The sequence below is a fragment of the Natronolimnobius baerhuensis genome (assembly GCF_002177135.1).
GTDB classification, from domain to species: Archaea; Halobacteriota; Halobacteria; order Halobacteriales; family Natrialbaceae; genus Natronolimnobius; species Natronolimnobius baerhuensis.
The window spans coordinates 834161-859654 of sequence record NZ_MWPH01000001.1 but is presented as its reverse complement, the minus strand read 5'-3'; the positions used below and the strand labels follow the sequence as shown (position 1 = coordinate 859654).

Sequence of the window (25494 nt, the reverse complement as noted above, 5' to 3'; positions counted from 1 at the left end):
ATTTAGGGACGTCGGTTCCACCCCGTCAATATCAAATTTTCCCGGTAAATACGTTCTTACTTCGCTCGAGCGGCGCTCACACTGTTGTTTGCAGTTGTGTCGGCGTTGCTACTGGTTCGAATTCACCACTCATCACACCGAGAGACCGTCTCGTATACGAGTCGATTTACTGTCTCTCGAGCGTCATAGCTGTGCGCGCGAGCCTACCAGGTGTCCTGTTCAGCGAAGGTGACTGTCCAGTTCAGTGGGTCGGTAATCGCTCGGCCGGCGACGGTCCACTCGTGGCCGCCATCACCCGCGAGTGGATACGTCACCTGCGTCGTCGGCTGTGTCAGTTTGGAAAATGGAAGTGACTGATCTGAGCGGAAGCCAAACTGTGCGAGCAGGTCCGATGGGATCGCCCGACCGCTGGCTGCCACCATCGCAACGTCGCGGCGATCCGCGAGGATCCGCTCGAGGATCGCAACCAGCCCGTCGCGTCGGTCCGGTGTCGTTCCGAGCGGTGCCACATCGGACAGACAGGTTTCTTTCGTCCCGTCGTCGGTCCGCGTGCCGGTGATGATCCCGGCGAGTGGCTCCCCACCGCGCGTTGCGACGTAGGCGTCGTAGGACCACAGCGGATTATTGAATCGCCACTCGTAGAACGTCTCGTCGCGATTCGCGTGAATCGTCCCCGGTCTCGCCTGCTCGGCGAGTTCGACGAACTGCTCGACCGGGACGTCCGCGAATCGACGAACGGTCACGTCACGTGGCGACCGCACAGTCACATCGCGCGTGCGAAGATACGCACCCGCGAAGGGTCTGGCGAATTTCGCCAGCGTCTCGAGGCGTTCGTTATCTCCCGCCAGCGCATCGGGTCGCTGGACGCGATAGTAGGTTGGCACCTCCTCGACGATCTGCCAGCCGTGTTTGAGACTGCCCGAGAGCGTCGCCTCGTTCGGGAAGTTAAAGAACAGCGCGGCCTCGCGGTCACGGTAGCGCTCTTTGAGCCGCTCAGTCGTCCGCGAGTACAACCCGCGCCGGCGGTGGTCCTCGTGGACCATCACGTCCGCCGGCTGGAGCCCCTGATAGGTCTCCTCGCCGATACGCAACTCGAGTGCGAACGCCGGTTTCGTGCCGACGATGCGGCCCTCGTCGGTTGCGACGATCATCGGGACGTGGTCGCTGTAGGGGTTGTCCTCGTACTTCCAGCGGAACCACTCGTCGTTTCGGTCGCCGAGGACCTGGTCGTACAACTCGAGGAAGTCGTCTCTGTCATCGGGTTCGTAGGGACGGATGACGTAGGGGTCGTCCTCGTCGTCCGGTGACGTGATGTCGGCCTCAGCGTCGGTCGCCGTTGACTCGTCGTCCCCTGCCGTTTCTGTCGGTCGGTCGGTCTGATCGGTAGCCATAATCGGTTAGTCGTCCTGTGACTGACTGGTTGGGAACCCCATTGCACCGACGTCCGATTCGCTGGCAGTCGGTTCGGTGTCCGGTTCGGGACCGGGCTCCGGCTTCGACGGCTGGTCAGCGTTTCCCAGCAGTTCCTCGCGGTGTTCATCGAGCAAGGGGGCACGCGCCCCCGGCTTTGGGGGTGTCTTTGTCATCTTGATCGGTGTCCCAGCGATTGTGACCGTCTCGTCGCTGTCTGGCAGCTCTGACTCGACGAGCATCTCGCGCTGATAGGCGTGCTCGCACTCGTAGACGTCCGAAACGTCCTGGACGCGCCCGCTCGGGACCGAGCCGTTGAGCAACTCGAGGGTTTCTTCGACGGTCTGTGCGGCGACCCACTCGGCGATTCCATCCCGGAGTGTATCGCGATGCTCGAGGCGGTCTGCGGCGTCGGGGTAGTCGACGGCCCACTCGGGGCGGTCCATCCGCTCGCAGAGGCTCTGCCAGTGGCGGTCGGTCAGTGCGGCGATGACGACGTAGCCGTCCTCGGCCTCGAAGGCGTTGTAGGGGAAGAGTGTGGGGTGAGCATTGCCACAGCGTTCTGGCACCTCGCCGGTGTAGGAGTACTGGTAGACCGAGCGCTCGGCCAGACTCAACATCGAATCGTACATCGCGGTGTCGACGAACTGGCCGACGCCGGTGCGGTCGCGGTAGTGCAGCGCCGAGAGAATGTTGACCGTGTGCAAGACGCCCGTGAAGATGTCGCCGATGCCGAAGCCGACTTTCGTTGGCGGGCCATCGGCCTGGCCGGTCTGGTGCATGACGCCGCCGAGCGCCTGTGCGACCAGATCGAACGCAGGTTCGTCCTGTTTCGGACTGGGGACGGTCCGCGGGTCGCCAAAGCCACGCATCGCCGCATAGACCAACTGTGGATTCAGTTCGGCCAGTTTCTCGTACTCGAGGCCGAACTTTTCCATCGTTCCCGTGCGGTAGTTTTCGACGACGACATCCGCCGCTTCGACGAGCGACAGGAAGTCTTCGCGATCCTCTGCAGTGGTAAAATCGAGTTCGATGCTTCGCTTGCCGCGGTTGATACTCTGGAAGTAGCCTCCGAAGTTGTCGTCATCGTCGTGAAACGGGGGTGTTTCGCGAACGAAGTCACCGCCCGGCGGCTCGATCTTTACGACGTCTGCGCCCATGTCGGCGAGCAACATCGTACAGTACGGGCCGCCCAGCACTCGTGTCAAGTCCAGCACACGAACGTCGTCGAGAGCAGGCATGATCGTACTACCATCGAACGGTCGTACGGGGCTTTGTTATGGCCTGAATTTGTCGTTCCTCGAGTGCTTACTCATCGCTAGCGACGGCGTACATGTCGAACTCGTCGTTCGAAATAACCTTGTCTGCCGCTGGATCGTACTGGATCCCCTCGAGTGCTGCGTCACTGTGGTGTAAGCCCTGATAGACCTGTGTTTCGCGGGTGACGTCGAATTCGGTAACAGTGAAATAGTAATCCGAATCGTGATAGGCCCCGCTGTAATTGCCCGCTTCGAACTGTTCAGAGTCGATCTCACCGCTGTCGTGTGTCGCCCCACTCAGAACGTCCTCGCGGTCGAGGCCGTTGATACCGTGGTCATACCGGTACGGATCGTATCCCATCCCGACGTGTGGGCGGTCTTCGGCTGCGTGCTCGAAGCCGGACTCGTAGCCGCTGAACTTCTGATCGGTAATGTGCTGACTTGGGCTGTAGATGATCGGCGAGGCGTAGACGGTCATCAACCCAAGAACGAGGAACGCACCGAGTGTGAGCGCCGCGACCGTGTTCGCACCCGGGCGAGTCACATAGGTCGACAGCCCACCGAAGAAGTGCGCGAGTGCAATCCCGGCAAGGATCGTTAAGATCACGTAAATGAACCCGACCTGTCGGAACGCCATTGTTGGCGTGCCGACGAAGTAGACGAGGAAGACCCCACCAAGCGGGATCAACGCGAGACTGAGATAGGTAACATGTGTCGCCGTTGCCCGACTTGTCTTCGTCTTGCCGAGCCACATCGCTAGGACGAACAGGCCGACAATCAGGCCGATCACCGCCGCCTCGAGGAACATCGTGACGAACAACTCCTCGATACTGCCGCCGATCTCGAGCAGCGAGGCTTCACGCTGGTCGACTTCCTGTCCAGCACCGACCTCATCGGAGAGAACGCCGTCGACGAGGCTGACAATCGCGTTCCGGAATCGCTCGTTCGATGCCGCCCAGACGGTGAAAAAGCCGCCGAGAACGGCCGTGTGTGCGTAGGTCGTCGGCTGCTCGAGAATGGGGTGGTCGTCGTAGCGCCAGCGGGCGAGGAGCTGAATCCCGGCGATTGCACCGACGAGGACGACGACGTTGACCATCTGTTGTGGGTGGACTAACAGGAGGGCAATCGCGGAGAGATAGAGCACGACGCTAAACGGCGAGAGTCCAAGTGGGAGTCGCTCGATTGTCGCCTGCCGATTCAGGTAGGCAACGAGCGCGAAGATGACAACCGGTGCCAGAAACAGAGCATTGGAGTTCGAGTGGACGCCCATGTGCGTCGCGATGTTGTTGATCGGCAACACCATCCACGAGACGACGGCGGCGAAGCCGACCGCCGCTCCCGGACCCGCGATCTCTCTGACCGTCAACGGCACGAAGATCAGAAACGGGATGAACAGGAGTAAGATCGTAAACAGGAGCGCGCGCTCGAGTGGAATTCCCCCGAGGAAGTGAAACACGACACCGATTGAGTGGACACCTGGGTAGAGCAGTTCGTGAGGGTACATGCCACCCTCGACGATGTCGCGCGTCCAACCGAGGTGAGAGAGTGCATCGCCCATCCCCGAAAACCGGTAGTTTCGCAGGATCGGGAGCGCGACAATCGCTGTGACGACCAGACTGCCGAGGCCGATTCCAACTGCTTGCTGTCGCCCCCGACAGGCGAGTGCCGTTCCGACGCCGATTGCCATCGCAATCGCAAACCCGATCCAGACGGCCGTCGGGGTTCCAAGATACACCGACGGCTCGTACCCCGTCGCAGGGTTCGCCCTGGCCACGAGGATGCCAGCTGCCGCCGCGAGAAACCCGAGTGCAAACGTGAGGTTCAGTGTCGCTCGTCTCATGCCAATTCATCACCAGAACAACGGCGTCGCGGTTCGCTGTCGATACGCATGTCTTTGCGAGCACGTCGTCGATAACTGGGTTTGTTATACGGCTCCTATCGCTTCGTTCCCGATCCCGCCCGAAACGCCGCCTCGAGCAGGGGCGCTCGTTCGGGGCTGAAAGGCCTCATTGCCCGCATTCCGTCGCAACACGATAACTCCACTCAGCCCGAATCAACCGCTCGCCGAAACGGTCGCGACCCCCATCCCTCTGTCGTGAGTACGACTCCCTTATCGGCTGTTGACCGTCTGCTATGGATCGATTTCAGGAATGGTGACCGATCAACGATTCTGATGGTTTTTGTACCCGTTCGTGATGGGTTGGGTCACACAATGTCATCGATTGTCATCGACTCACCCACTGCGGAGGGGGACACCGTCGAGTGTGTGGTTCGCCCGTCCGCCGATCTCGCTCGCTTTTTCACTGGAAAGCCGTTTACGACCAGCTACGACTGCTCTATCGAGGACGTTCCCGAGAGCGTCCTGGTGATTCCCGTCCTCGCAAACGTCTGTCCCGTCGCCTGGGCCAACGGCGCGGACGTCTACGTCGAGACGGTCGACGCCACCTTCGCGCGCGCACTCGAGGACGTCAAAGCCTCGTTACTCGAGATGTACGACTTCCTCGAGGGTGGGACGCTGTACGCTAAAGAGACGACCACGTCCGAACCGCTCGAGCGCGCGGCCGACGCGAGCGACAGCGCCTTGCTCTTTACCGGCGGCGTCGACTCGACAAGTTCCTACGTCCGCCACCGCGAGGAGTCGCCCACGCTCGTCAGCATCCGCGGCTGGACCATCTCCCCCGGCGAAGCCGGCGAGACTGACTGGCAACACCTCCAGAACCGAGTTACTGGCTTCGCCGACGAGCGTGACCTCGAGACGGCCTTTATCGAGACGAACACGCTCGAGGCGCTCGACCACGCGATGTTACTCGCACACTACAAACGGTTCGTCGACGGGGCCTGGTACAGCTCCGTCGGCCACGGCCTCGGCCTGCTCGGCCTCTGTGCGCCGATGGCCTACGCGCGCGGGATCGAGGATCTGTACGTCGCTGCGACCCACTGGGACGGCATCGACCTCGAGTGGGGTTCGCGCCCGGATATCGACGACTACGTCCGCTGGAGCGGCACGCGCTGTCATCACGACGCCTACGAACTCACCCGACAGGAGCGCCTCGACGCCATCGCCGACTACGTCGAGACGGACGCCCCCGACCTCCAACTCCAGACCTGCAACGTGCGGATGGACGGCAACTGCGGCGAGTGCGAAAAGTGCTATCGCACCGCCGTCGGCCTCCGACTCTCCGGCCTCGAGCCGAGCGACCACGGCTACGACTTCGCCGACACGGAGTACGCCGCGATCCGAACCGCACTCGAGGAGGGCCAGTGGATTCTCGGCCAGGACGAACGCTACATGTGGGCAGACATTCGCGACCGCGTTCGTGAGACCGAGCCCGACTCCCCCGAGGAGGAATCGTTCTTCGAGTGGCTCGACGGAGCCGATCTCGAGGCACTGGTCGATAACTCCGAGCCGCCGCTCTCACATCGACTCTTTCGCGCGGGCGCGCGTAACGCACCAACGCCGGTCTACAACGCGGCGTATCCGGTGTTGAAGTCGGCAAAAGGTGGATTGGATCGGGTTCGCGGCCGGTAGGGAGTTTGGGAGAGCGCTCGAGAGTGCGTTTTGACGGACTGACGAGGAAAGTAACTATGTCTGCGAACTGAACGCACCACACGTGAACGAGCCATTCGTTCCCTTGCTCTGTGAGTAGTTTATCAGCGATCCAGTGAATTTAGATCCTAGTTCAGTGATGTTTGAGACGATGGGCACTATTGAGGCTGTCTGTTTCGACCTCGATGGAACGCTTTGTGTGAGAGATCAGTCCGATGAGGAGGTCTATGAAGCGGTATTTGACCGGGTAGAGGCTCCAGCGTTTTTTGATTTGGCTGATATATATGCAGTCGATTACAGCTCCCTTCCAGAAGCCAACTCCGATAGAGAACATCACGAACATATCTATCGTGCTATTGCTCGGAACGTCGGTGCTGATCCGAGTTATGCGCCCAGACTTGCTGAGGCGACACTCGAGGTACTTGATCCGACCGCTGTCTCGTTCCGAGACGGTGCAAACGAGGTATTGGAATATGTCCGAGAAACGTATGCTGTTGGACTCATCACTGCTGGTTCCGAGGAGACACAACTCCCAAAGTTAGAGACGCTTGGTATCCAGGATGCCTTTGACGTTACTGTCTGCTGCGGGCCCGGGACTGGAATCGAATCGAAGCCTAATCCAGAACCATTCGAGATTGCTCTAGACGAACTCGGAAGTTCCCCTGCGCGGTCCATCTACGTGGGGAATCAGCATGATCGTGATGTTGTTGGTCCCCAGCGTGTCGGCATGCAAACTGCATGGGTGCCGGAAGAAGATGTCTCGTCGAATCCGAAGCCAGAACCGACGTTTCACCTCTCATGGATGCACGAAATCACCGACATCCTCTAACTACTCGTTTGATCTACACCCTAGCGTTTCCGCATGATGGGGGAGATATTCGATAGATATAGGTACTATTCTGGCCGCGAGTTTCACACCTTCCAGTGACTGCTGTTGCTCAGGAGGGAACGAACGGAAGAACGAGTTCACAACCTGCAGATCCACCACCAGACGACCGCGTGCGTTCGTTTTATTCCATGTAGCCGAGTCCTTTCAGCCGATCCTCCACATCGTCGAAGTCCTCGTCGACCTCGCCGTCCGGACTCGAGGAGCCAGTCAGGACGTCGGCGCGTTCGACTTTCGTCCGGGCGGGCGTCGCTTCCTCGTCGAATGCGTCGAAAAGGACGCGTCCGTCCGCATTGTCTGGAACTGGTTGCCCGATGCCGTGAAGCAGCGTCGGCGCGATGTCGACGACTCGAGCGCCGCGCAGCGTTGCACCCTCGTCGATTGACGGGCCGCGACAGAGGACAATGCCTTCGCTGCGGTGGCTGGCGGCGTAGTTGCCGGTGTCGCCGAACGGTTCGTCGGCGATACCGTTTCGGGCGTCGTAGCCGTCGATGCCTTTGACGATCAGATCCGGCGAGTCCTCGTCGGTCGGGAACAGGTCGTCGCCGTCGTAGACGGTGAGCAGTGTCGTGTCGTTTTCGTCGGTCACTGACTCGAAGACCTCGGTAAGTTCGTCTTTGATCTTCGAGATATCGGTCGGATCGACGACGCCGTTGTCAAATCGCTCGGTGTCGTTGATGTAGACGTTGCCGGCGTCGTGGACGAACGCAATCGTCTCGTCGTAGTCGACATCATAGAGCGCGTGATCGCCGGGAATCTGCTCGGCGACGGTATCGAGCAAGCTTCGCGGAAGATTCGAGATCAGCATCTCCTCGGAGATCCCCACCCGGTCGAGCATGTCCGTAATTCGCTCGCGCGAGATGCCCAGACTCGCGAGTGCGCCACGGGTTCCCTCGTCCTCTCGGCGGAAGAGATAGCCCTCTCGCTCCAGAATGTGGTTGACGTAGATCAGCTCGTTAATCTCGCCGAAGCCGTGGTCGGAGACGACGTAGAGGTCTGCGTCGTGCTCGTCCGTGTAGTCCATCACCTCGCCGAGAATGTCGTCGAGTTTTTTGTAGTGCTCGAGGATGCGATCCATATCCCAGATGAGGTGCTGGAAGCGATCCGGCGCGGTGTAGACGAAGAAAAACAGTTGCCAGTCGTCGCCGGCTTCCTCCATCTGGAGGTTCATGACCTCCCGGCGCTGGCTGAGCATGGTGTCGACAGCGCCCTCGAACTCGTCGAGTCGGTCGGCGTAGTCCGGATAGTCGAGGCTGATGTTGTACTCAGGAATGCGCTCTTTGAGTTTCTCACTGAGTTCCGGCGGATGCGTGAACTGCTGGTCGGTCGAGGGTGTCATCATTCCCGTAACCATCGTCCCGTCGATCTCTCGAGGCGGGAACGTCATCGGCACGTTGCCGACGTGGGACGGGCCGAGTTGCTCCCATAGCGCCGGTTGTTGCATGTCGTGGCTCGTATACATCTCGTGTGTATACTCACTCGAGAGGTTCTGGAAGCCGTAGAGTCCGTGTTTGTCCGGCCAGACGCCGGTTGCAATTGAGGGCCACGCAAGCGGCGTCGTCGCTGGCGTCGTGCTCTCGAGCGGCCCTGACGCGCCTTCTTCGCGCAGTCGGGCGAAGTTCGGGAGTTTGCCGTCGTCGCTCCATTGGTCGATCAGTCGCCACGGTACGCCGTCGAGTCCGAGAACGAACGCTCGTTCGGACGGAGTGGTAGATCCGCTCATGAGTCTAAAGGGGCTGCTATCCAGCAGGTGGCCGGATGACTGCTTTGTTATAGGGAGTGTTCACAGTAGTTGCAATCCTAACCTGTCGCGTTCGGTTGCGTTAACACGATGAATACCGCCCTTTCTCGCTGTTCGATTGGATTACCGTTGGTCAGCTTGTGAGTCACACAGACAGAGTTGTTCGCCTCACGAAACGGTTCACCCGAGTGAGCGCTGCTGTCGCTCTGGTGAGTGTACGCCCGCACCTGCAAGGGCCTGAATAACAAAAGCCGGTCCCAGAGTCCCTTCCGTGTATGTCGAGAACGCGTGGTGGCGTCTGTGGGTAGTGTCGTGCTTTCGCTTGATGCTGAACTCGGGTGGGGATTTCACGATCTCGAGTCCCCGCCACCGAGCCGTGTCGAAGCCGGCCGCCGCGGCTGGTCGACCATGCTCGAGTTGTGCGAGGAATACGATATTCCTGCGACCTGGGCCGTCGTTGGCCACCTGATGCTCGAGTCCTGTGATGGCCGTCACGAGGAGCACCCGGCACCAGACGGCTGGTTCGACCGGGAGCGCGGCGAGTGGACGGATCGCGAGGACTTGCGGTTCGCCCCCGATCTCGTCGATGCGTTGCTCGCATCTCCCGTCGACCACGAGTTTGCGAGCCACTCGTTTTCGCACGTCTTATTCGGCGACGCAGCAACCGATCACGCCCTCGCGAGGGCCGAACTCGAGCGAGCAACGGCGATTGCCGATGAGTGGGGCCAGTCAGTCGACTCGTTCATTTATCCGCGAAACGATGTCGGGCATCGAGATGTGCTGGCCGAGTATGGACTCACTGCCTATCGCGGGAAGTCGCCGACGGAGGACGGCCTCCGCGGGATTGTAGATACACGATTCCGGGATCAATCACTGCTCGTCGAGCCAGCCGTGGACGAGTTCGGTCTGGTTAACGTGCCCGCATCGATGTTCCTCTTTGGCTTCGAAGGACCGGCCCGAACCGTTGCGGAGTCGATCTGGACCGATCCGATGGTCGCACAGGCACGACGGGGAATCGACGAAGCAGTTCGGTCGGACGGCATCTTCCACATGTGGCTGCATCCGAACAACCTTACTCACGAGCGCGATGATCGGCGAATGCGTGCAATCCTCTCGTATCTCGAGCATACGCGTTCGAAAACCGATCTGGCCGTCGAAACCATGGGCCAGGTCGCACGCCGTGTCGCCGCTGCAACCGATGCCAACGGACAGGTAGTCGCCGTTGACGGCCACCCGACAGGCGATGACTAACCACTCGTCTTCTCGAGTTGAATCGACTGTTGCCGTCTGTTGGACGCAGTAACCCCACTTGACAGCCGCCCGATTTTGTATCGGATACCGGCACAAACAGGATCTCTATAGCGAGGAAGCAGCGACTACGAACCGAGGCGGCACAGTACGACATTGATAACAAAACCTGCGAACGCCACCTGTAGGAACAGATGCCACCAACACGACTTCTCAGCCGGTGGACCGACTCGAGTGCGCTCTCTGTTGGCGTTCTCGGCGTTGGAAACATCGGTCTCGTCCATCTGAAATCGGCACGGGCAATGCCCGGTGTCGACGTAGTTGCGGCCGCTGATGCGGTCCCGGAAAACCGCGAGCGTGCCGAAACCGAAGGTGTGACTCGTACGTACGACGACTATGCAACCTTACTCCATTCTGAGGATCTCGACGCAGCAATCGTTGCGCTTCCGCCGTTTTTACACGCAGACGCCGTCGAGGAGGCCGCCGCCGCCGGCGTCGACGTGTTCGTCGAGAAACCGTTCGCTCGCTCGACCGCGGAGGCCGACCAGATGCTTGAAACCGCAGCAGCGGCCGGCATTCACGTCAGCGTCGATCACACGCTTCGCTACCAGCCGGATATGGTCGGCGTCAAAGAGGCGTACGAGGACGGCTCGGTCGGTCACGTCCCCTACGCCTCGATCACGCGACTCAACGACGGCCCGCTTGGGCGGCCACCAATCCAGAATCCGCCCCCGTCGTGGCCGCTCGATCCCGACGCGGCCGGCGGCGGCTCCCTGCTCGAGCTTGGAATCCACTGCTTCGACGTCCTCGAGTGGCTCTTTGGCGACCTCGAGGTCGAGAGCGCGGCGATGGGTGAAACGCTCGACGTGCCCGTCGAAGATGCAGCAACTGTCCTTATGCGCGCGCCCGAGACACAGACGACCATCACGCTTCACTGTGGTTCCTACCAGTGGGAGCAGTTGCCAGAGGTGAACACCCGATTGCGACTCGAGGGGATCACGGGCACGATCAGCAACCAGAATCACCTGCGAGACAACTTCTACGCGGGCGCGGCGAAATCCGCCCTCGAGAACGTCGCCAGCCGGGTGGGTGGCGACCGGACGGTTTTCGGACCGACGTATTACTTGCAGGCACACTATAAGGCACTCGAGGACTTCATCGACGCGATTCGCAACGATGAGACGCCGCCGGTCGACGGCGAGGTCGGGCGGCGGACACTCGCACTCGCGGAAACCGCCTACGAACTGGCCGAGGAAACCGACCGCGGCGAAGTTCCGCCGCCGGAGGTGACCTCCTGATGGCCCAGCATACTGTTCGCGGAACGCCCACCGACGCCGACGACCGCCGCGGCGGCTGGACGCCCGATCTCGACACGCGGATGGTCCGTCTCGAGGCCCCGGTTCGAGCCGTGGTTGACCCCACGCTCGAGACACTCGCCCGGTCGGAGCCAGATCGGATTACCATCGTCCCCGACGCTCACTATCCGTTCCATCCATCGACTGGCATGGTGACCGATCCAGCGGTTGTCGGTGCGCTCGTCTCCCAACTCGAGGATCGCCTCGACGCCGAGATCGCTGTCGCGGGGGCGACCGACGAGATCATCGACTTCGACCGCACGGCCGAGTATCTCGGCTATTCGAGCCTGCTCGAGCGATTCGACGCAACAACCGTCGATCTCGCCGACGAACAGCGAAGCGATACCCAACGCGAGGTCGACGGCTGGTCGGTCACCGTCTCAGTTCCGAACCGACTCCTCGAGGGAGAAGTGATCTCTGTGCCGACGCTGCGTCCGACCGAAGCGGGACCGATTGCGGGCGGCATGCACCGTCTCGCGGAGTTCATCGACTCGACCGGCGATGACACACTCGCTGCGGTCGCTGCGACGCGTGCCATCGATCCGGCCGTCTCGATTCTGGATGCGACGGTTGCCTACGGCGACGAACCATACGCTGCCGATGCACTCTTTGCTGGCACCGCCCCCGCGGTCGATGCACTTGGAACCTCGCTCCTTGGCCGGTCGATCACCGACGACGACGTGCTCACCACGGCCGTCGGCATGACTGACGACGATAAGGCACTCTCGCTCTCGCTCGAGCAAGTCGGAACCGGCGACGTCGATCTGGACGCGATCCGCACACGACTCGAGGGCGGCGAGTTGCCGCCGACGGGCGAGATGCACCCTGTGGTAACAACAGCGTATCGCCTCTATGCCGGCGTCAGCGGCGACGCCGTTCCACCACAACTCGAGCACTAACCATGACAAGCAAAATCGCAGCTGTGACAGGGGCAACGGGCTTTCTCGGGACACATCTCTGTGAGCGCTTACTCGAGGACGGCTGGACCGTCCGCGCGCTCTCTCGACCCACGTCTGATCGGGGCGACCTCGAGGATGCCGACCTCGAGTGGTACACCGGCGACGTGTTCGATACCGAAACCCTAGAATCGATGGTTACTGGGACGGACGCCGTCTTTCACCTCGCGGGAATCGGTCTCTGGAGCGCCGGTCCGGAGACGGTCAAGCGGGTTAACCGCGACGGGACGGCGACTGTGCTCTCGGTCTGTCGCACCAGCGAGGACGTCGGCCGACTGGTCTTTACGAGCACCGCGGGAACGCGCCAGCCGAACGAAACCTCGCCGTTCGCGGACGAGACTGACGTCGCCGAACCAATCGGCGCGTATCAGTCCTCGAAAGCCGAAGCCGAACAGCTGGTCGACCGCTACGCAGCTACCGGCGGCGACGCGGTCACCGTCCACCCCACGTCCGTTTTCGGTCCCGGCGACGAGTCGTTTACGCCCCAACTGCTCTCGATGGGCCTCGAGCCGACGATGCCGGCGTATCTCCCCGGCGGGCTGAGCATCGTCGGCGTCTCCGACGTGGTCGACGGCATCATCGCGGCCTACGAGAAGGGCGGCTCCGGCGAACACTACATCCTCGGCGGCGAGAACCTGACCTACGACCGCGCCGTCTCGCGGATCTCCGACCACCTCGGCGGCGTCCCGGCACGGATTCCCGTCCCCGCCCAGGCGATCCACGCCGCCGGGCCGGTCGCCGAAGCCGTCGGTACCGTGACGGACCACCAGGTGTTCCCGTTTAACCGTCGGATGGCCAAACTCGCGACCGAGCGGCTGTTCTACACCTCCGAGAAGGCTAAAACTGAATTGGACTACGAGTACGCGCCACTCGAGGAGCACTTACCCGAGACGGTCACCTGGTACCGCGAGGAGTTCCGGTAACAGGCATCGCGGTCGAAGTCGCGCTGATACTCTCGTTTCGCTGTCTGTTTGTTCGACGCGAGAGCTGTACGTGAAACGGCGTCGGTACCGAAAAATCAGCACTGCTCAGTCGAGCGGTTCCGGCGCTCGAGCGACATCATCCGGTGACGATTCTGAGACGCGTGTGCCAGAAACCCGTTCGTACACGTCGATCATCTGATCGGCGGTTCGCTCGACGCTGACCTCGCGGGCGGCCTCGCGGCCGTTCGGTTCGATGTCCGACTCGAGGATGGACACGAGTTCGTCGATTAGGTCGCTGTCGTCGTCGGAAACGAGCGATGGGGAGACGCCCGCGAGTCGTTCGGAGACGTCGCCGACGTCGACGGAGACGACGGGCGTATTGCACGCGAGGGCTTCTTTGACTGAGTTTGGTGATCCCTCGCTTCTCGAGGTCAAAAGCAGTGCGTCGGCGGCGTTCATGTAGTCCGGCACGGTGTCGTGATCGACGCCGTGGACGGCCTGCAATCGAACTGGCCGCTCGAGGCGGCCGTTGACGGCGTTGACGATCCGGCGCGCTCGCGGGTAGTTTTTTACGTCGCGCTCGGGGAGATACGGAAAGAGGATCTGGTAGTCGTCTTCGTCCCAGCCGACCGCACGCCGAGCCTCGGCCTGTGGTTTGGGCTGGAACTTCTCGAGGTCGACCCCGTCGGGGATCACCTCACACGGGCGACCGAGCGTCGATTGCATCTCCTCGGACATGACGACAAGTTCGTCACACAGCGGCGCACAGGCGCGACTCACGGGGCCGACTGGCCCGTACAGGTCTGAACCCCACAGCGAGAGCACGACCGGCTTGCGAAGCTGTGCGAGTGCCATCGGCGCGATCAGCCCGTAGTGAGCGTGGACGAGATCGTAGTCGTTGCCGGCTTCGGCGATGACTTCCGGGAAGTATCGAAGATAGTCAATCGGGCTTCGGGAGTTCCCCCCGTCTCCCTCACCCGAAACCGAGAGCGTGGAAAACGAGACACCTCGTCGCTCGAGCGCGCGCATCTGCTCGTTCATGAACGGCGCATCGGCGTTCGTCGTCAGCGTGAGGACGTGCATCTCGGTTGCCCCAACAAAGGACTACCCACGGCTTTGTTATCCCTCACTTTTTCTGAAACGTCCGGAGACGCTCTCGAGAGCGTTTCTATACGGAGTACTGTCTTCTGCGAGAGAACGTTGTAACGACGTGAAACCGACAGTAGCATCGGCGAACACGGGTTGCTGTCGGCTCACTGCTCGAGTCGGTGGACGACAAAACGTTCGATCTGGTCGAAACCTGCGTCTGTAATCGATGATTGCGTGTCCACTCACGATGTCTGTTACACCTGCAAGAAGAGCAACCGCAGTATCCGATTCGACAACCGAGGTTACGTCGCGCTTGGATTCGTGCCAGCGTCGGGGTCCGTGTTCGTGCTCGTTCCAGTTCCGGTCTCCGGATGCGAGACCACGTGCGAGGGCTCTCGGCTCGAGTCCTGATCGGCGCTGGCAGCCCCGTTCGATCCGGCTGGCGCGCTCGAGTCGGCCGACTCAGCCGCGTGTTCGGCCGCCGTTGTCTCGTAGCTGGTCCTCTCGAGGGCTTCGTTCTCTGCGGCGTCCATCGCGATTGCGACGCCGAGCGAGACGACACCGAGCAAGAGGGCGACGAACGACGCGAGCACGCCAGTAAAGCCCTCTTTCCCGCGGAACTCTCGAGCGAGCGAGGTGATCGTACCTGCAACCCCTCCAGCAAGTCCGGCCGAGCCAGCGGCGTAAAAGACCACTGCGGGGTTGAATCCTTCGACGACGTAGCGACGGTTGAGCCGCCAGCAGAAACTCCGCAACAGCAGCATGGAGACGTAGCGGATGAACGACGTGTACGTGATACTCGATTCCTCATCGCCGTAGACTGCCGACATCGACACATCGGCCACCCGGCGTTCGTTGACGTTGAGATGGGCCAGGATGTGATTGAGGAAGCCGTACTGATCGGTGATCGACTCGAGGTCGAGTTCCTCGATGGTCTCTCTCGAAATGGCGGTGTAGCCGTTCTGTGGGTCGCCAACGGTCCAGTAGCCCGAGGCGAACTTCGAAAGGCCAGTCAGCATGGCGTTTCCGAAGAGGCGAAACGAGGACATGCCGTCTCGATCCTCGGCCGTGAGGAGTCGGTTCCCCTTCGCGTAATCGGCCTCGCCGGTGACGACGGGGTCGATGATTTGATCCATGATCTCGGGGTCCATCTGACCGTCGCCGTTTAGGACGGCGACGACGTCGATCCCGTCCTCGGCGGCGCGCTTGTAGCCGGTTTTGACCGCTGCGCCGTAGCCACGATTTTCGTCGTGCTGGATCGGGACGACACGTCGGTCGTCGCCGCCGTCGGCGAGGGCCACCTCCGATTCGGGTGTCTTCTCCTCGTTGAGCTGGGCTGCCACGCGCTGAATAACGCTCCAGCTTTCGTCTGGCGAGGCGTCGTCGACGGCATAAATTCGGTCGACGTACGCCGGCACAGTCTCGATGACGTTCCCGACGAACGCCTCTTCGTTGTACGCCGTCACGACGACGCCAATTGTGGTGTCCTTATACATCGGAGCCTCCGTCTGTTCGGGTTGCACCGGGTTCCGCCTCGGTCTCGGGCTCGGTACTTGCTCCCGCCTCGAGTCCAGTCGTCTCGCTGTCGACTGCCGGACGTGGCGGCCGTCCGTCACTGCCGCCAGCCAGGGTGTAGACGCGGTGGTGGGTCGCAGCGAGGTCGAGTGCATCCCGGCTGTCCACGACGACCATCGGCTCGAGGGCGTCCCACTCGATCTGCTCGAACTCCGCCTGTGGTGTAACGAGAACGACCGCATCGAGCGTGTCGGCTTCAGTTGCAAGGTCGTCGACCTCGAGCGGGCGTGTGCCGTACTCTGCGGGATCGACGAGCGGATCGACGCCGAAAACGTCCGCACCGCGGTCCTGTAGATTCTCGATGACGCCAAGCGCCGGCGACGCGCGGGTTTCCTCGACGCCCGCTCGGTAGGTGATCCCGAGGACGGCAACCGAGGCGTCCGCGAGATCGGTACCCGTGGCGGCGAGTTCCTGCTCGAGGCGGTCGACGACGACCGCTGGCATGCCGTCGTTGACCGCTCGTGCAGTTTGGGTCACCTCGAGTGGCTCCTCGTTCTGTGAGAGCAAGAAGTGCGGATAGTACGGAATGCAGTGGCCGCCAACGCCCGGACCAGGCTCGTGTAGCTGGCACATCGGAAGGTCGTTTGCGGTCTCGATTGCCTCGCGGACCGAAATGCCGAGTTCATCCGCGAGTCGGCCGAGTTCGTTCGCCAGGCCGATATTTACGTCGCGGTAGACGCCTTCAAAGACCTTGACCGACTCTGCGGTCGTCGCGTCCGAAACCGGATGGACCTCGTTGTCCGAAATTTCGTCGTAAATAATACTCGCCGCGCGGGTGCTCTCGTCGTCGACGCCGCCGACGACCTTCGGGTACGCACCGCGGATGTCTGCTAACGCACGGCCGCTCGAGGTGCGCTCCGGACAGAAGGCAAGCCCAAATTCGTCGCCCGAGAGCTCGCTTTCTTGCTCGAGGTGGGGCTTGATCACGTCGCGACAGGACGTTGGCGGCAGCGTCGACTCGGCGATGACGAGATCGCCCGGCGACAGACCCGCCGCGATATCGTCGGCGACGGATTCGACGGTTGCGAGGTTCGGCTGGTTGTCCTCGTCGATCAGCGTCGGCACGATGATGACGTGGATGCGCGCCTCGGCGGCCGCTTTCGCACCATCGGTCGTCGCCTCGAGTCGGCCGGCACCGACGTGTTCGGCGACGAGGTCGTCGAGTCCGGGTTCGCCGATAACGTGACTCTCGCCGCCGTTGATCGTCTTGACGACGGACGGATCGACGTCGACGCCGGTGACGTTGCCGGTCGTTTCGGCGTAGATGCTCGCAAGCGGCAGGCCCATTTTTCCCAGACCGTAGACGGCGACAGGAATTTCGCCGCTGGTGAGCAGGTCGTGTTGGCGCGGTTCATCGACGCTCGAGTCGTAGAGTGCGGGTGCGTCCACGGTGTCGTCCTCGCTCGCTGTCAAGGCGCTTCCACCTCCCGTTCGTCGGTCTCGTGTTCACGGTCGGATACCACCGCACCGGGCGTCTTGCCCTGTCGGTTGTCGACCAGTTGGTCGATGGTCTGGACCGCCTCGAGCGCCTCGATGCCGTCCTGTGGGGTGACCTCCGGTTTGTCGTTCCGTCGAACGCTCTCGACGAACGACGCTAACTCGTGACGCAGCGGTTCTCCGTTGTCGATGCGAGGGCGTTCGACGACGCTCTCGTGGCGATACCGTTTCTGGCCTTCGTCATTGACATACTCCGGATAGGAGTCCCGATGGATCAGCACCGACTGCTCGAGGTAGTCGACTTCGACGAAGCACTCGCGGGCAGTCACGTTCAGTTTTCGGACCTTCTTCTGGGTGACGCGACTGGCGGTCAGCGAGGCGACGATGTCGTCGTACTCCATCGTCGCGGTCGCATAGCGGCCGTCTTCGGTCCCCATCGCCGTAATCGAGTTCGGCGTCGACTCGAGGATCGAGCCGACGATATCCACGTCGTGGACCATCAGATCGAAGACGACGTTGCCGGGTGCGGTCCGGTCGATTGGCGGGCCGAGTCGCTCGGCCTCGAGACTGATGACATCGAGTTCGTCGATCAGTTCGCCAACCGTCTGGACGGCTGGATTGAATCGTTCGATGTGGCCAACCTGAAGGACGAGTCCACGGTCCTCGGCCAGTGCGGCCATTCGCCGGCCTTCCTCGACCGTCTTCGCGATTGGTTTCTCGACAAGGACGTTGACACCCGCCTCGAGACAGGTCGTCACCAGATCGTAGTGGACGTGCGTCGGGACGGCAACTGTGACGACCTCACAGCGCTCGAGCAACTCCTCGAGCGTGAGCGCGTCGGTGCCGTACTTCTCAGCGACCTCTTTGGCGACGGCAGTGTCGTGGTCGGTGACTCCGGCTAATTCGACGTTCGGTAATTCACTGTATACGCGTGCGTGGTTTGCGCCCATCGCGCCAACGCCGATGACGCCTGCGGGCGTTCGTGTTCGAGAAAGTGTGTGTTCCGTGCTCATTGGGAGGTGTAGTGATCGGTAACTGCTTTGACAACGGTTCGTCGCTCGACGTCGGATAGTCCGGGGTGGACTGGCAGGGACAGGACGGTCTCAGCTGCTCGCTCGGCTTTCGGGAACGACGCGGCAGCCGTACTCAGCGACTCGTAGGCCGGTTGCTGGTGAATGGGTGTATCGTAGTAGATCGCCGAATCGACATCGTACGCCTCGAGCGTCTCCGCGAGCGCATCTCGCTCGGCCGGACTGTCGGTTTGGACCGTGTACTGATGGTAGACGTGCCGGTAGCCACGAGGCTCCGTCGGCGTCTCGAGTGGCAACTCTGCGAGGTGCTCGTTATAGTAGGCGGCGGTCTCACGACGAGCCTCGTTGAAATCTGGGAGGCGCTCGAGTTGGCCGGATCCAATTGCGCCCGCGATGCTCGTCATCCGGAAGTTATGCCCGAGGTCGAGATGCTCGTAGCCGCCAGTCCCGCTCTGGCCGCGCCCATGATTGACGAACTGCTGGGCGCGCTGGGCGACGTCCTTGCTATCGGTCGTGATGATGCCGCCCTCACCAGTCGTCATGTTCTTCGTCGGGTAGAACGAGAAGCACGCGGCATCGCCAATCGAGCCGACGCGCTCGCCGTCGATCCGCGCGCCGTGGGCCTGACAGGCGTCCTCGAGGACGAACAGGTCGTCGTCGTCCGCGAGTGCGTTCAGGGCTGGCATGTCCGCCGCCAGTCCGTACAAATGCACCGGCAGCAGGCCGACGATGTCTGACCGGCGCTTGAGGACCGCTTCGACGGCATCGGGATCGAGCGTGTACGTCTCCGGGTCGATATCCGCGAAAACGGGCGTCGCGCCAGCGAGCCGAATCGCGTTCGCGCTCGCGACGAACGAGAACGGAGACGTGATCACCGCATCGCCTTCGCCGACGCCGAACGCCTCGAGGGCGGCGTGCAGCGCGGTCGTTCCGTTCGAGGTTGCAACGGCGTGGTCGGCAGTACAGTAGGTTGCAAACTCGTCTTCGAAGGCGCGGACTTCGGGGCCGTCTGCGAGCCCACCGCCGTCGATCACAGACTGGACGCGCTCGACGACTGCGTCACTGACGTCCGGCTCTGCAATCGAGACCGAGCCCTCGAGTTCCTCGGTCGCCGCCGTCTCGCTCGTCGGCGGCTCTGTTGGTTCCGTGTCGATGCGCCTGGCGTGGTCCGACTCACTCTCAGTATCGACGTTCGTCTCACTCATGCTATCACGCGATTTCGTTCGGTCCCTCGAGCGGTTCGGGGAGGTCCTGAATCGTCGCGGGCGTTCCGACCGCGAGACTGTTCGCCGGGACGTCGTCGGTGACGACCGACCCTGCTGCGACGAAGGCGTTCTCGCCAATCGTCACACCGGGTAGTAGCGTCGCGTTCGCACCGATTGAGGCCCCATCTTCGAGCGTTGGCCCCTCGAGTCCGTTGTCCGTCCGGACCGGGTACTCGTCGTTGGTCAGGGCAGCGCTGGGGCCGATGAAGACGTTATCGCCGATGGTCGTGTTCGTCGGAATGTAGACGTTCGTCTGCAGGCTCACGTGCGAGCCGATGGTCGTCTCGCCGTCGATGACCGTTTTCGTCCCGACGAGGACGTCGTCGCCGATGGTCGTGTTCTCGCGGACGAGCACGTCGTGGCCAGTGGTGAACTCGTCGCCAACCGTTACGTTGCCGTAGACGATTGCGCCGGCTCGGATCGTCGCCTCGTCGCCGAGTCTCGTCGGTTCGTCGAACTCGCCGTAGCCGACGGTTGCCTCGTCGTCGATTGCACAATCCTCGCCGCGAACGACCTGGCTGGGAAGTGCCTCACTCATCCGGGGCACCCCCCAGCTGTCGTGGCCTGTACAGATACTCATCGCGTGTTCGCTCGCTCGAGCGAGGCGCAGACGCTGATGGAGGGCCTGTTGTCCGTCTGTGACCGCGTACTCGGTGTGGTAGGTAATGCTGTGTCATCGGAGACTCGATCCGCTTGGGAATCATGCAGATACACCGGGTAACGAGGTTTTGTTATCCCGGCCCTGACGGATCCGTAGCCCAGAACTACAGGCCGCGTCTGGCCGCTCGAGGACTGGCTGAACCTCTCACTAGCGTGGCGATTCGAGACGCAGCGACGCTGTGTCGGAGACACTGATGGTCCGAGACGTGCTGAAACGTCGGCTCAGACGTCAGTCACGAACGCCAACTGGTACAATTCGATTTCGAAACGGTAGCCGAGTGATAGTAAAGGGTCAGCGGCTGGGAATCGGTACTGTGAGGTATCCGACCATCCCCGAACGATATTCGAGTCGGGAACGCGAGGGCACTCATGTCTGAGCACGAATTGACACAAGCCGAACTGTTCGATGTGTTCAGTAACGCTCGACGACGACGGGCGGTGCAATACCTGAAACAGTGTGGCGGCGGCTGCGATCTGGCACCGCTCGTCGAACAGGTAGCCGCCTGGGAGAACGACACCGACCCCGACGAGGTCACCCGCACGCAGCGCCGGCGGGTCTACATCTCGTTATATCAGACCCACCTGCCGATGCTCGAGGACCATGGGATCGTCGACTGGGATCCCGATGGCCACCGTATCGAGTTGTTGCCGAGCGATGAGGTGTTCGAGCCGTATCTCGACCGCCACCTCGGCTCCGACCGACCCTGGCATCGCCTCTATGCGGCATCGACGGTCGCTGGTGTCGGTTTCTTTGCCGTTGCCTGGCTCGCCGTGGGTCCGCTTACGGCCGCCGCTGCGCCGGTAATCGTTCTGGCGCTGTGTCTCGTCATCCTCGCGATCTCGATTGTACAGCACGTCTCGCGCCGACCGGATCTACAGGTTCCGTTCGGTCTCGCGGGTCGATAACGCACCCATCGCGTTCAGTCCGTCGTAGCCCTCCGTGTAACTGTTCTCCGCGCTGTGTCCCACTTGCGACTCGAGCACTTCCAGAGTCAGGAGAGCGTCCCACAGCCTCGAGTCTGGACTGCTGCTGATTTGTCAGCCTCGAGTCTGGACTACTCTCACTCGTCAGCCTCGAGTGTTCAGCACAAGCGCTTTCCAGCGCGAAACCTGCCTCGAGCGTCTGTGTGTCGGGGGTGAGCCACACTGTAGACAGCACGGCTGTACGCTGGACAGCAACCGTGTCGACGGGTGGATTGCCGTGTGATAGCGTCACGTCATCGATAATTGACTTCCGCACTCGAGATTCACCTGTTCTGGTACCACGCCATACCTACTGTCTCCTCTCGGAGAAGGACCCGGACACGCACGCGATCACAAGCGAGACTGTCCGCTCCAGTCAACTGCGACGCTCGAGAGACGCTCACACCTCGTAGCTCAAAAAGCCGTCAGCGATTAGCCGTCTTCGTCGTCACCGGCATCCTCGGTGACGGTGATCCAGAAGTAGGCATCTTCGTCGGCGTTTTCGTTCGTTGGCTCTGCTGGGACGTCGTCGTCATCGTAGAGCAAGACGCTGATTCGAACGGTGTCGCCGTCTTCTGCAGTCGGGGTAATTTCTCGTTCACCCAGGCCAGTGCTTCCATCCGAGATGCTGCCGTCGATTGTCCGCAGTTCGGTCCGGTCGATGATCTCACCGTCCTCGATGACCTGTTCCTGGACGACGAGGGTGTATTCGGCGTGTTCTCCCTGGTGGTTCTCGACTGAGAGCGTCACGGGGACGGACTCACCTGGTTCGATCTCGTCTGGGATCTCGCCGGCAACAAGGTCGCCATCGTCGGTTTCTGTGTACAGCCCCAGTTCGGTAAAGCCGCCACCGGCAGCTGGGAACAGAAAGCCAACGAGTAACGCGCCGGCAGCGACAGCGACGGCCACCACGAGCACGATGGACGAAAGCGTTGCAACAGCGCTTTCATCGTCGTGTACGCCGGCCACCGCAGCCGTAAACGACACGGTAAATCGCTCCGCTTTCGGGACTCTAATGCGGCGGAGTGCACCGAGTTGTGCTGCAACGACGGTAAGTCCTGCAAGGGCTGCAGCAAGCGATCCAGCGCCGAGCCCCCACTGCGTCACCGGAAGCGCAAGGACGACAAGTGGCAACATCGAGAGCGACAGGACGAACGAGAGCCCCAGTCGTTCGACGGTGTTGATCCCTCGAGGCCGTTGTTCGACCGTTGTCGCGGCTGTCTCCCGTGCGGCGCGTTCAACCGCCGGAAACAAAAACGAGGTGAGTGCGTAGCCGGGGAGAAACAGCGCAAGCGGGAACGCGACGAGCAATCTGAGCGGACTCTCTGCCGGGACGGACGTGATGAGGAGAAATGCAAGCGCCGCTGCAAGAGACACGATTGCAAGGTCCATCGGATACTCCCGCACGCGCCCGAGTCTAGTCTCTGCGGCTGTCGGAAAACTCATCGAGATCCCTCCTGGCGGCGAAGATCAATGACTGCGCTCCAGGACGATTCGGTCGTCATTATCGTTGGATCACTCACGCCACTAGTGTTTTGTTATGCCCGTGTTATCGCTGAGAAACCGATACTCGAGTGAGAGACAGCCCTTCCGGTCGTCGGTGATTGCCTCGAGGAGAGCGTCTCGGACTGTTCGGTCCTAAAACTCGACGTACTGCTCTTCCCACTCGCGACGTTCGTCGATTCGCTGTCGACCGGCCTCGGTAATCGCGTAGTAGTTGGTTCGCCTGTCGAGTTGGCCTTTCTCGACAAGCTCTTTGTTGACGAGCGTATCGAGATTGGGATACAGGCGACCGTGATTGATTTCTGCGCTATAGTACTGTTCTACCTCGTCTTTGACTGTCTGGCCCGATGGTCGATCAGCACCCGCGATCACGTACAACAGATCCCGCTGGAAGCCGGTCAGATCGTGCATTGCTCAATCACAGTGATCGTTCCACTGAGTAGATATTTGTTATCCGTGTCATACAGCGTTGTTAGGAATCCTTTCATGTATCGTTCCGAGATTTAAATAGATATTCTCACGACCGTCTGTGCGACTGAACCATCTCGAGCAACTCGATTGTCGAAGACAGTCTCTCCTCGAGTGTACCATGCGCGTCGCAGCAGCCGAGAGACACAGACGACAGATCGGCTCGCCGAAGTACCAGTTTCAGTATCCTTTCTGGTCGTCCTCACGTCGCTGTCGCGAGTGATCGCGCGTCGTTAGTGCTGGTCGGCATTCGCCAGTGCAACGTCGATCCCTTCGGCACCGATCTGTACCTGGAGGTGTTCGACCGTGGCCTCGTAGGCGGTCGTATGTGAGCCATCGCTGTCGAATCGAACACACTCGCTGAGGAGGTCACTCTCGAGGAGGTTGTTGATGCGACGGTAGACGGTAGCGGAAGAACTGTCCGTTCGCTTGGTTAGTTCTTTGGCTGTTTTCGGGCCTTCGCTGGTTGCGATGAGAATCGTTCGCGCACATTCGTCGCCGAGGACGTCGAGTTGTGCAGTTGGGTTGGCGGTCAGTTCCGATTGCGTGTTGGGTGCGTGAGTGGACATATGTAGGCTGTCGTTGTGGTTCCGTTGGTTCGCTCTCGAGTTCGAGAGGGGTGTTCCGTGACGATTGACCTCATCTCGTCCCGTTTCAGGGCGGTTTGGGTCCCGTCCAACGATACAATTGGTAAGCGATGAGGGTATTTTATAACGATGTACATTACAGATTGTAGGACAGTCATTCGATTCAGAAACATTGTATTTCGACCAGGAAATGAGTCATTTCATCAGTGGTTTTCGTCGATAAACCATCACTTTGCCATGCGAACCCGGGACAATCGATCTGAATTCACGTTGAGACCCGACAGTCACATCTCACTCACTACTCGGTGTGTTGGGTGCTTCTCGCGCGATATTCGGCGGCAAGCGTGTGTTTCCACCCCATAGACACCCTCGCTCGAGTGAACGGTCTCCCGCCTTTATTCACGTCTATCCCCCTGAGTTGTACTGTGCTCGGACGAGTCCGACTCCGGTGCGGTGACTCGTTGCAGGATCGGTGGCGACGCTCGTGTGGCTCCGATCACTGCAGGAGTCTCACACCATCGGCCACATGGCCGACTCGAGGCCGTCCACGCACTCACCCCCTACCATGAACTCTCGACAACAGAATTGGCGACCGATGGAATCGTCGACGGCAGGCGCACGCTGTCGAAATTGTGGGACACACGTCACCCAGCAGTTCGCCCGCGTGTTCGGCGATAACGGTGACGTCGTCCATGGCTGTCCCGGCTGTACGACGTACCGCGAGATGCAATCGGGGAGTCACCTCCCTGGCCCAGACTCGGAGTGAGACAGGTTTCTGTCCGTCATTTCTGGCGCACTCGCGACACGACCAGCGGGCGCGCCGGTACATCGGTACAGCGATCCGTTTGAGACGGTCGTTGTTTCGACCACCGCAGCCGTTTCTCGAGGTTTCCCTCGTTGTTATCATCTGATTTTCGCGCCGAACTCGAGTCAAACATGTCGGTTGCGGCCTCCGTCCATACTTCCTACAGAGACTAGTTGAAAATAATACAGCAGGTTAAAGTCGGTGGTTCGCAAACAGGAAGGATGTATGAAGGGAAGCGATGGATTGCCTGTTGATAGCGAGTTCGTGATCTGTTCCTAATCAATGTCCGTCCAGACGAGTCGCTCCGAGTCGCTCGCAGAAAGCGAGGTGTTTCACATCCTCGGCAACGACAGGCGTCGTGCAATCGTCCAGCTCCTGGCACGCGAGTCAGGCCACGTCGATGTCTCCGACGTTGCAACCGAAATCGCCGAAACCGAATCCGACAGTGGGTCTGTTCCGAACAACCTCTATAAAAGCGTCTACGTCTCGCTACAACAGACACATCTCCCACAACTCGAGGAGGATGGTGTCATTGAGTACGATTCGGATGCCAAGACGATTCAGGCTGGCTCGCACTTCGACGACGTGCTCGTGTATATCGATGGCCACACCGACAACCCATCAACATTCTTACAACTTCATTTTGCCGCGTGTGTCCTTGGACTCGCAGTCATCGCACTTATCGGCCTCGAGATTCCGCTCCTCTCGAGTGTTGATCCCGTGCTGTGGAGTGTGTTCGTGTTGCTCGCCGTCGCTGCCAGTAGCCTCTATCGGCTGCTGGCCTGA

General features: G+C 61.0%; 22 protein-coding genes. 9 read left to right on the top strand and 13 right to left on the bottom strand.

What is annotated here, in order from left to right; genetic code table 11:
• Nucleotides 1–203: 203 nt before the first annotated feature.
• The 3 genes from B2G88_RS04105 to B2G88_RS04095 form a co-directional block, all read right to left on the bottom strand.
• The gene (locus B2G88_RS04105) at nucleotides 204–1391 is read right to left on the bottom strand and encodes a GNAT family N-acetyltransferase (protein WP_054862064.1); all 1188 of its coding nucleotides are present in this window, start codon (nucleotides 1389–1391) and stop codon (nucleotides 204–206) included.
• 6 nt (nucleotides 1392–1397) lie between these two features.
• Nucleotides 1398–2651 (bottom strand): succinyl-CoA:mesaconate CoA-transferase, encoded by a 1254-nt coding sequence (gene mct, locus B2G88_RS04100; RefSeq protein WP_087714042.1) that lies wholly within the window; start codon nucleotides 2649–2651, stop codon nucleotides 1398–1400.
• Nucleotides 2652–2718: 67 nt separating this feature from the next.
• Nucleotides 2719–4509: a hypothetical protein gene (locus tag B2G88_RS04095; protein ID WP_054862063.1), complete on the bottom strand. Its 1791-nt coding sequence runs from the start codon at nucleotides 4507–4509 to the stop codon at nucleotides 2719–2721.
• 372 nt (nucleotides 4510–4881) lie between these two features.
• Here B2G88_RS04095 and B2G88_RS04090 point away from each other — a divergent pair, with 372 nt between their 5' ends.
• Both B2G88_RS04090 and B2G88_RS04085 read left to right on the top strand, forming a co-directional pair.
• Entirely contained in the window at nucleotides 4882–6198 is a 1317-nt protein-coding gene (locus B2G88_RS04090; protein ID WP_087714041.1) for a hypothetical protein, read from the top strand.
• A 169-nt stretch (nucleotides 6199–6367) separates the two neighbouring features.
• Entirely contained in the window at nucleotides 6368–7045 is a 678-nt protein-coding gene (locus tag B2G88_RS04085) for an HAD family hydrolase (protein ID WP_176393171.1), read from the top strand.
• A gap of 181 nt (nucleotides 7046–7226) precedes the next feature.
• Here B2G88_RS04085 and B2G88_RS04080 read toward each other — a convergent pair whose 3' ends face one another.
• Nucleotides 7227–8825, bottom strand: a complete 1599-nt coding sequence (locus B2G88_RS04080) for an alkaline phosphatase family protein (protein WP_087714039.1) — start codon at nucleotides 8823–8825, stop codon at nucleotides 7227–7229.
• 318 nt (nucleotides 8826–9143) lie between these two features.
• Between B2G88_RS04080 and B2G88_RS04075 the strand changes: the two genes are divergently transcribed.
• The 4 genes from B2G88_RS04075 to B2G88_RS04060 all read left to right on the top strand — a co-directional run bounded on the left by B2G88_RS04075 (nucleotide 9144) and on the right by B2G88_RS04060 (nucleotide 13325).
• Nucleotides 9144–10094 (top strand): polysaccharide deacetylase family protein, encoded by a 951-nt coding sequence (locus tag B2G88_RS04075; RefSeq protein WP_087714038.1) that lies wholly within the window; start codon nucleotides 9144–9146, stop codon nucleotides 10092–10094.
• A 191-nt stretch (nucleotides 10095–10285) separates the two neighbouring features.
• Complete coding sequence (locus tag B2G88_RS04070) at nucleotides 10286–11389, top strand: Gfo/Idh/MocA family protein (protein WP_054862061.1); 1104 nt, start codon at nucleotides 10286–10288, stop codon at nucleotides 11387–11389.
• Nucleotides 11389–12345, top strand: coding sequence for a DUF362 domain-containing protein (locus tag B2G88_RS04065; RefSeq protein ID WP_087714037.1), 957 nt, complete (start codon nucleotides 11389–11391; stop codon nucleotides 12343–12345). The genes B2G88_RS04070 and B2G88_RS04065 overlap by 1 nt, the downstream gene beginning before the upstream one ends.
• 2 nt (nucleotides 12346–12347) lie before the next feature.
• Nucleotides 12348–13325 (top strand): NAD-dependent epimerase/dehydratase family protein, encoded by a 978-nt coding sequence (locus B2G88_RS04060; protein ID WP_087714036.1) that lies wholly within the window; start codon nucleotides 12348–12350, stop codon nucleotides 13323–13325.
• A 105-nt stretch (nucleotides 13326–13430) separates the two neighbouring features.
• Here the strand turns inward: B2G88_RS04060 and B2G88_RS04055 are convergent, their stop codons facing one another.
• From B2G88_RS04055 to B2G88_RS04030, 6 genes are all read right to left on the bottom strand, one after another.
• Nucleotides 13431–14408 carry a glycosyltransferase gene (locus B2G88_RS04055; RefSeq protein WP_087714035.1) on the bottom strand — a complete coding sequence of 326 codons (978 nt, stop codon included), beginning with the start codon at nucleotides 14406–14408 and terminating at the stop codon, nucleotides 13431–13433.
• Between the two features lie 308 nt (nucleotides 14409–14716).
• Nucleotides 14717–15910, bottom strand: a complete 1194-nt coding sequence (locus tag B2G88_RS04050) for a glycosyltransferase family 2 protein (RefSeq protein WP_087714034.1) — start codon at nucleotides 15908–15910, stop codon at nucleotides 14717–14719.
• Nucleotides 15903–17402 carry a nucleotide sugar dehydrogenase gene (locus B2G88_RS04045; RefSeq protein WP_054862060.1) on the bottom strand — a complete coding sequence of 500 codons (1500 nt, stop codon included), beginning with the start codon at nucleotides 17400–17402 and terminating at the stop codon, nucleotides 15903–15905. Before B2G88_RS04045 ends, B2G88_RS04050 begins: the two co-directional genes overlap by 8 nt.
• Nucleotides 17399–18439 (bottom strand): Gfo/Idh/MocA family protein, encoded by a 1041-nt coding sequence (locus tag B2G88_RS04040; protein WP_087714033.1) that lies wholly within the window; start codon nucleotides 18437–18439, stop codon nucleotides 17399–17401. The genes B2G88_RS04045 and B2G88_RS04040 overlap by 4 nt, the downstream gene beginning before the upstream one ends.
• On the bottom strand, nucleotides 18436–19662 hold the full coding sequence (locus B2G88_RS04035; protein ID WP_087714032.1) for a DegT/DnrJ/EryC1/StrS family aminotransferase: 1227 nt from the start codon (nucleotides 19660–19662) through the stop codon (nucleotides 18436–18438). The genes B2G88_RS04040 and B2G88_RS04035 overlap by 4 nt, the downstream gene beginning before the upstream one ends.
• Before the next feature lie 4 nt (nucleotides 19663–19666).
• Nucleotides 19667–20260 carry an acyltransferase gene (locus tag B2G88_RS04030; RefSeq protein WP_087714031.1) on the bottom strand — a complete coding sequence of 198 codons (594 nt, stop codon included), beginning with the start codon at nucleotides 20258–20260 and terminating at the stop codon, nucleotides 19667–19669.
• 491 nt (nucleotides 20261–20751) lie between these two features.
• Between B2G88_RS04030 and B2G88_RS04025 the strand changes: the two genes are divergently transcribed.
• A complete protein-coding gene (locus B2G88_RS04025; protein WP_054862059.1) occupies nucleotides 20752–21288 on the top strand; it encodes a DUF7344 domain-containing protein in 537 nt (178 codons plus the stop codon).
• Between the two features lie 489 nt (nucleotides 21289–21777).
• Here B2G88_RS04025 and B2G88_RS04020 read toward each other — a convergent pair whose 3' ends face one another.
• The 3 genes from B2G88_RS04020 to B2G88_RS04010 all read right to left on the bottom strand — a co-directional run bounded on the left by B2G88_RS04020 (nucleotide 21778) and on the right by B2G88_RS04010 (nucleotide 23885).
• Nucleotides 21778–22791, bottom strand: a complete 1014-nt coding sequence (locus B2G88_RS04020; RefSeq protein ID WP_087714030.1) for a DUF1616 domain-containing protein — start codon at nucleotides 22789–22791, stop codon at nucleotides 21778–21780.
• Nucleotides 22792–22983: 192 nt separating this feature from the next.
• Nucleotides 22984–23259 (bottom strand): PadR family transcriptional regulator, encoded by a 276-nt coding sequence (locus B2G88_RS04015; protein ID WP_054862058.1) that lies wholly within the window; start codon nucleotides 23257–23259, stop codon nucleotides 22984–22986.
• Between the two features lie 290 nt (nucleotides 23260–23549).
• Entirely contained in the window at nucleotides 23550–23885 is a 336-nt protein-coding gene (locus B2G88_RS04010; protein WP_054862057.1) for a winged helix-turn-helix domain-containing protein, read from the bottom strand.
• Nucleotides 23886–24498: 613 nt separating this feature from the next.
• Here B2G88_RS04010 and B2G88_RS04005 point away from each other — a divergent pair.
• On the top strand, nucleotides 24499–24669 hold the full coding sequence (locus tag B2G88_RS04005; protein WP_394335702.1) for a DUF7563 family protein: 171 nt from the start codon (nucleotides 24499–24501) through the stop codon (nucleotides 24667–24669).
• Nucleotides 24670–24990: 321 nt separating this feature from the next.
• A complete protein-coding gene (locus B2G88_RS04000) occupies nucleotides 24991–25494 on the top strand; it encodes a DUF7344 domain-containing protein (RefSeq protein WP_087714028.1) in 504 nt (167 codons plus the stop codon).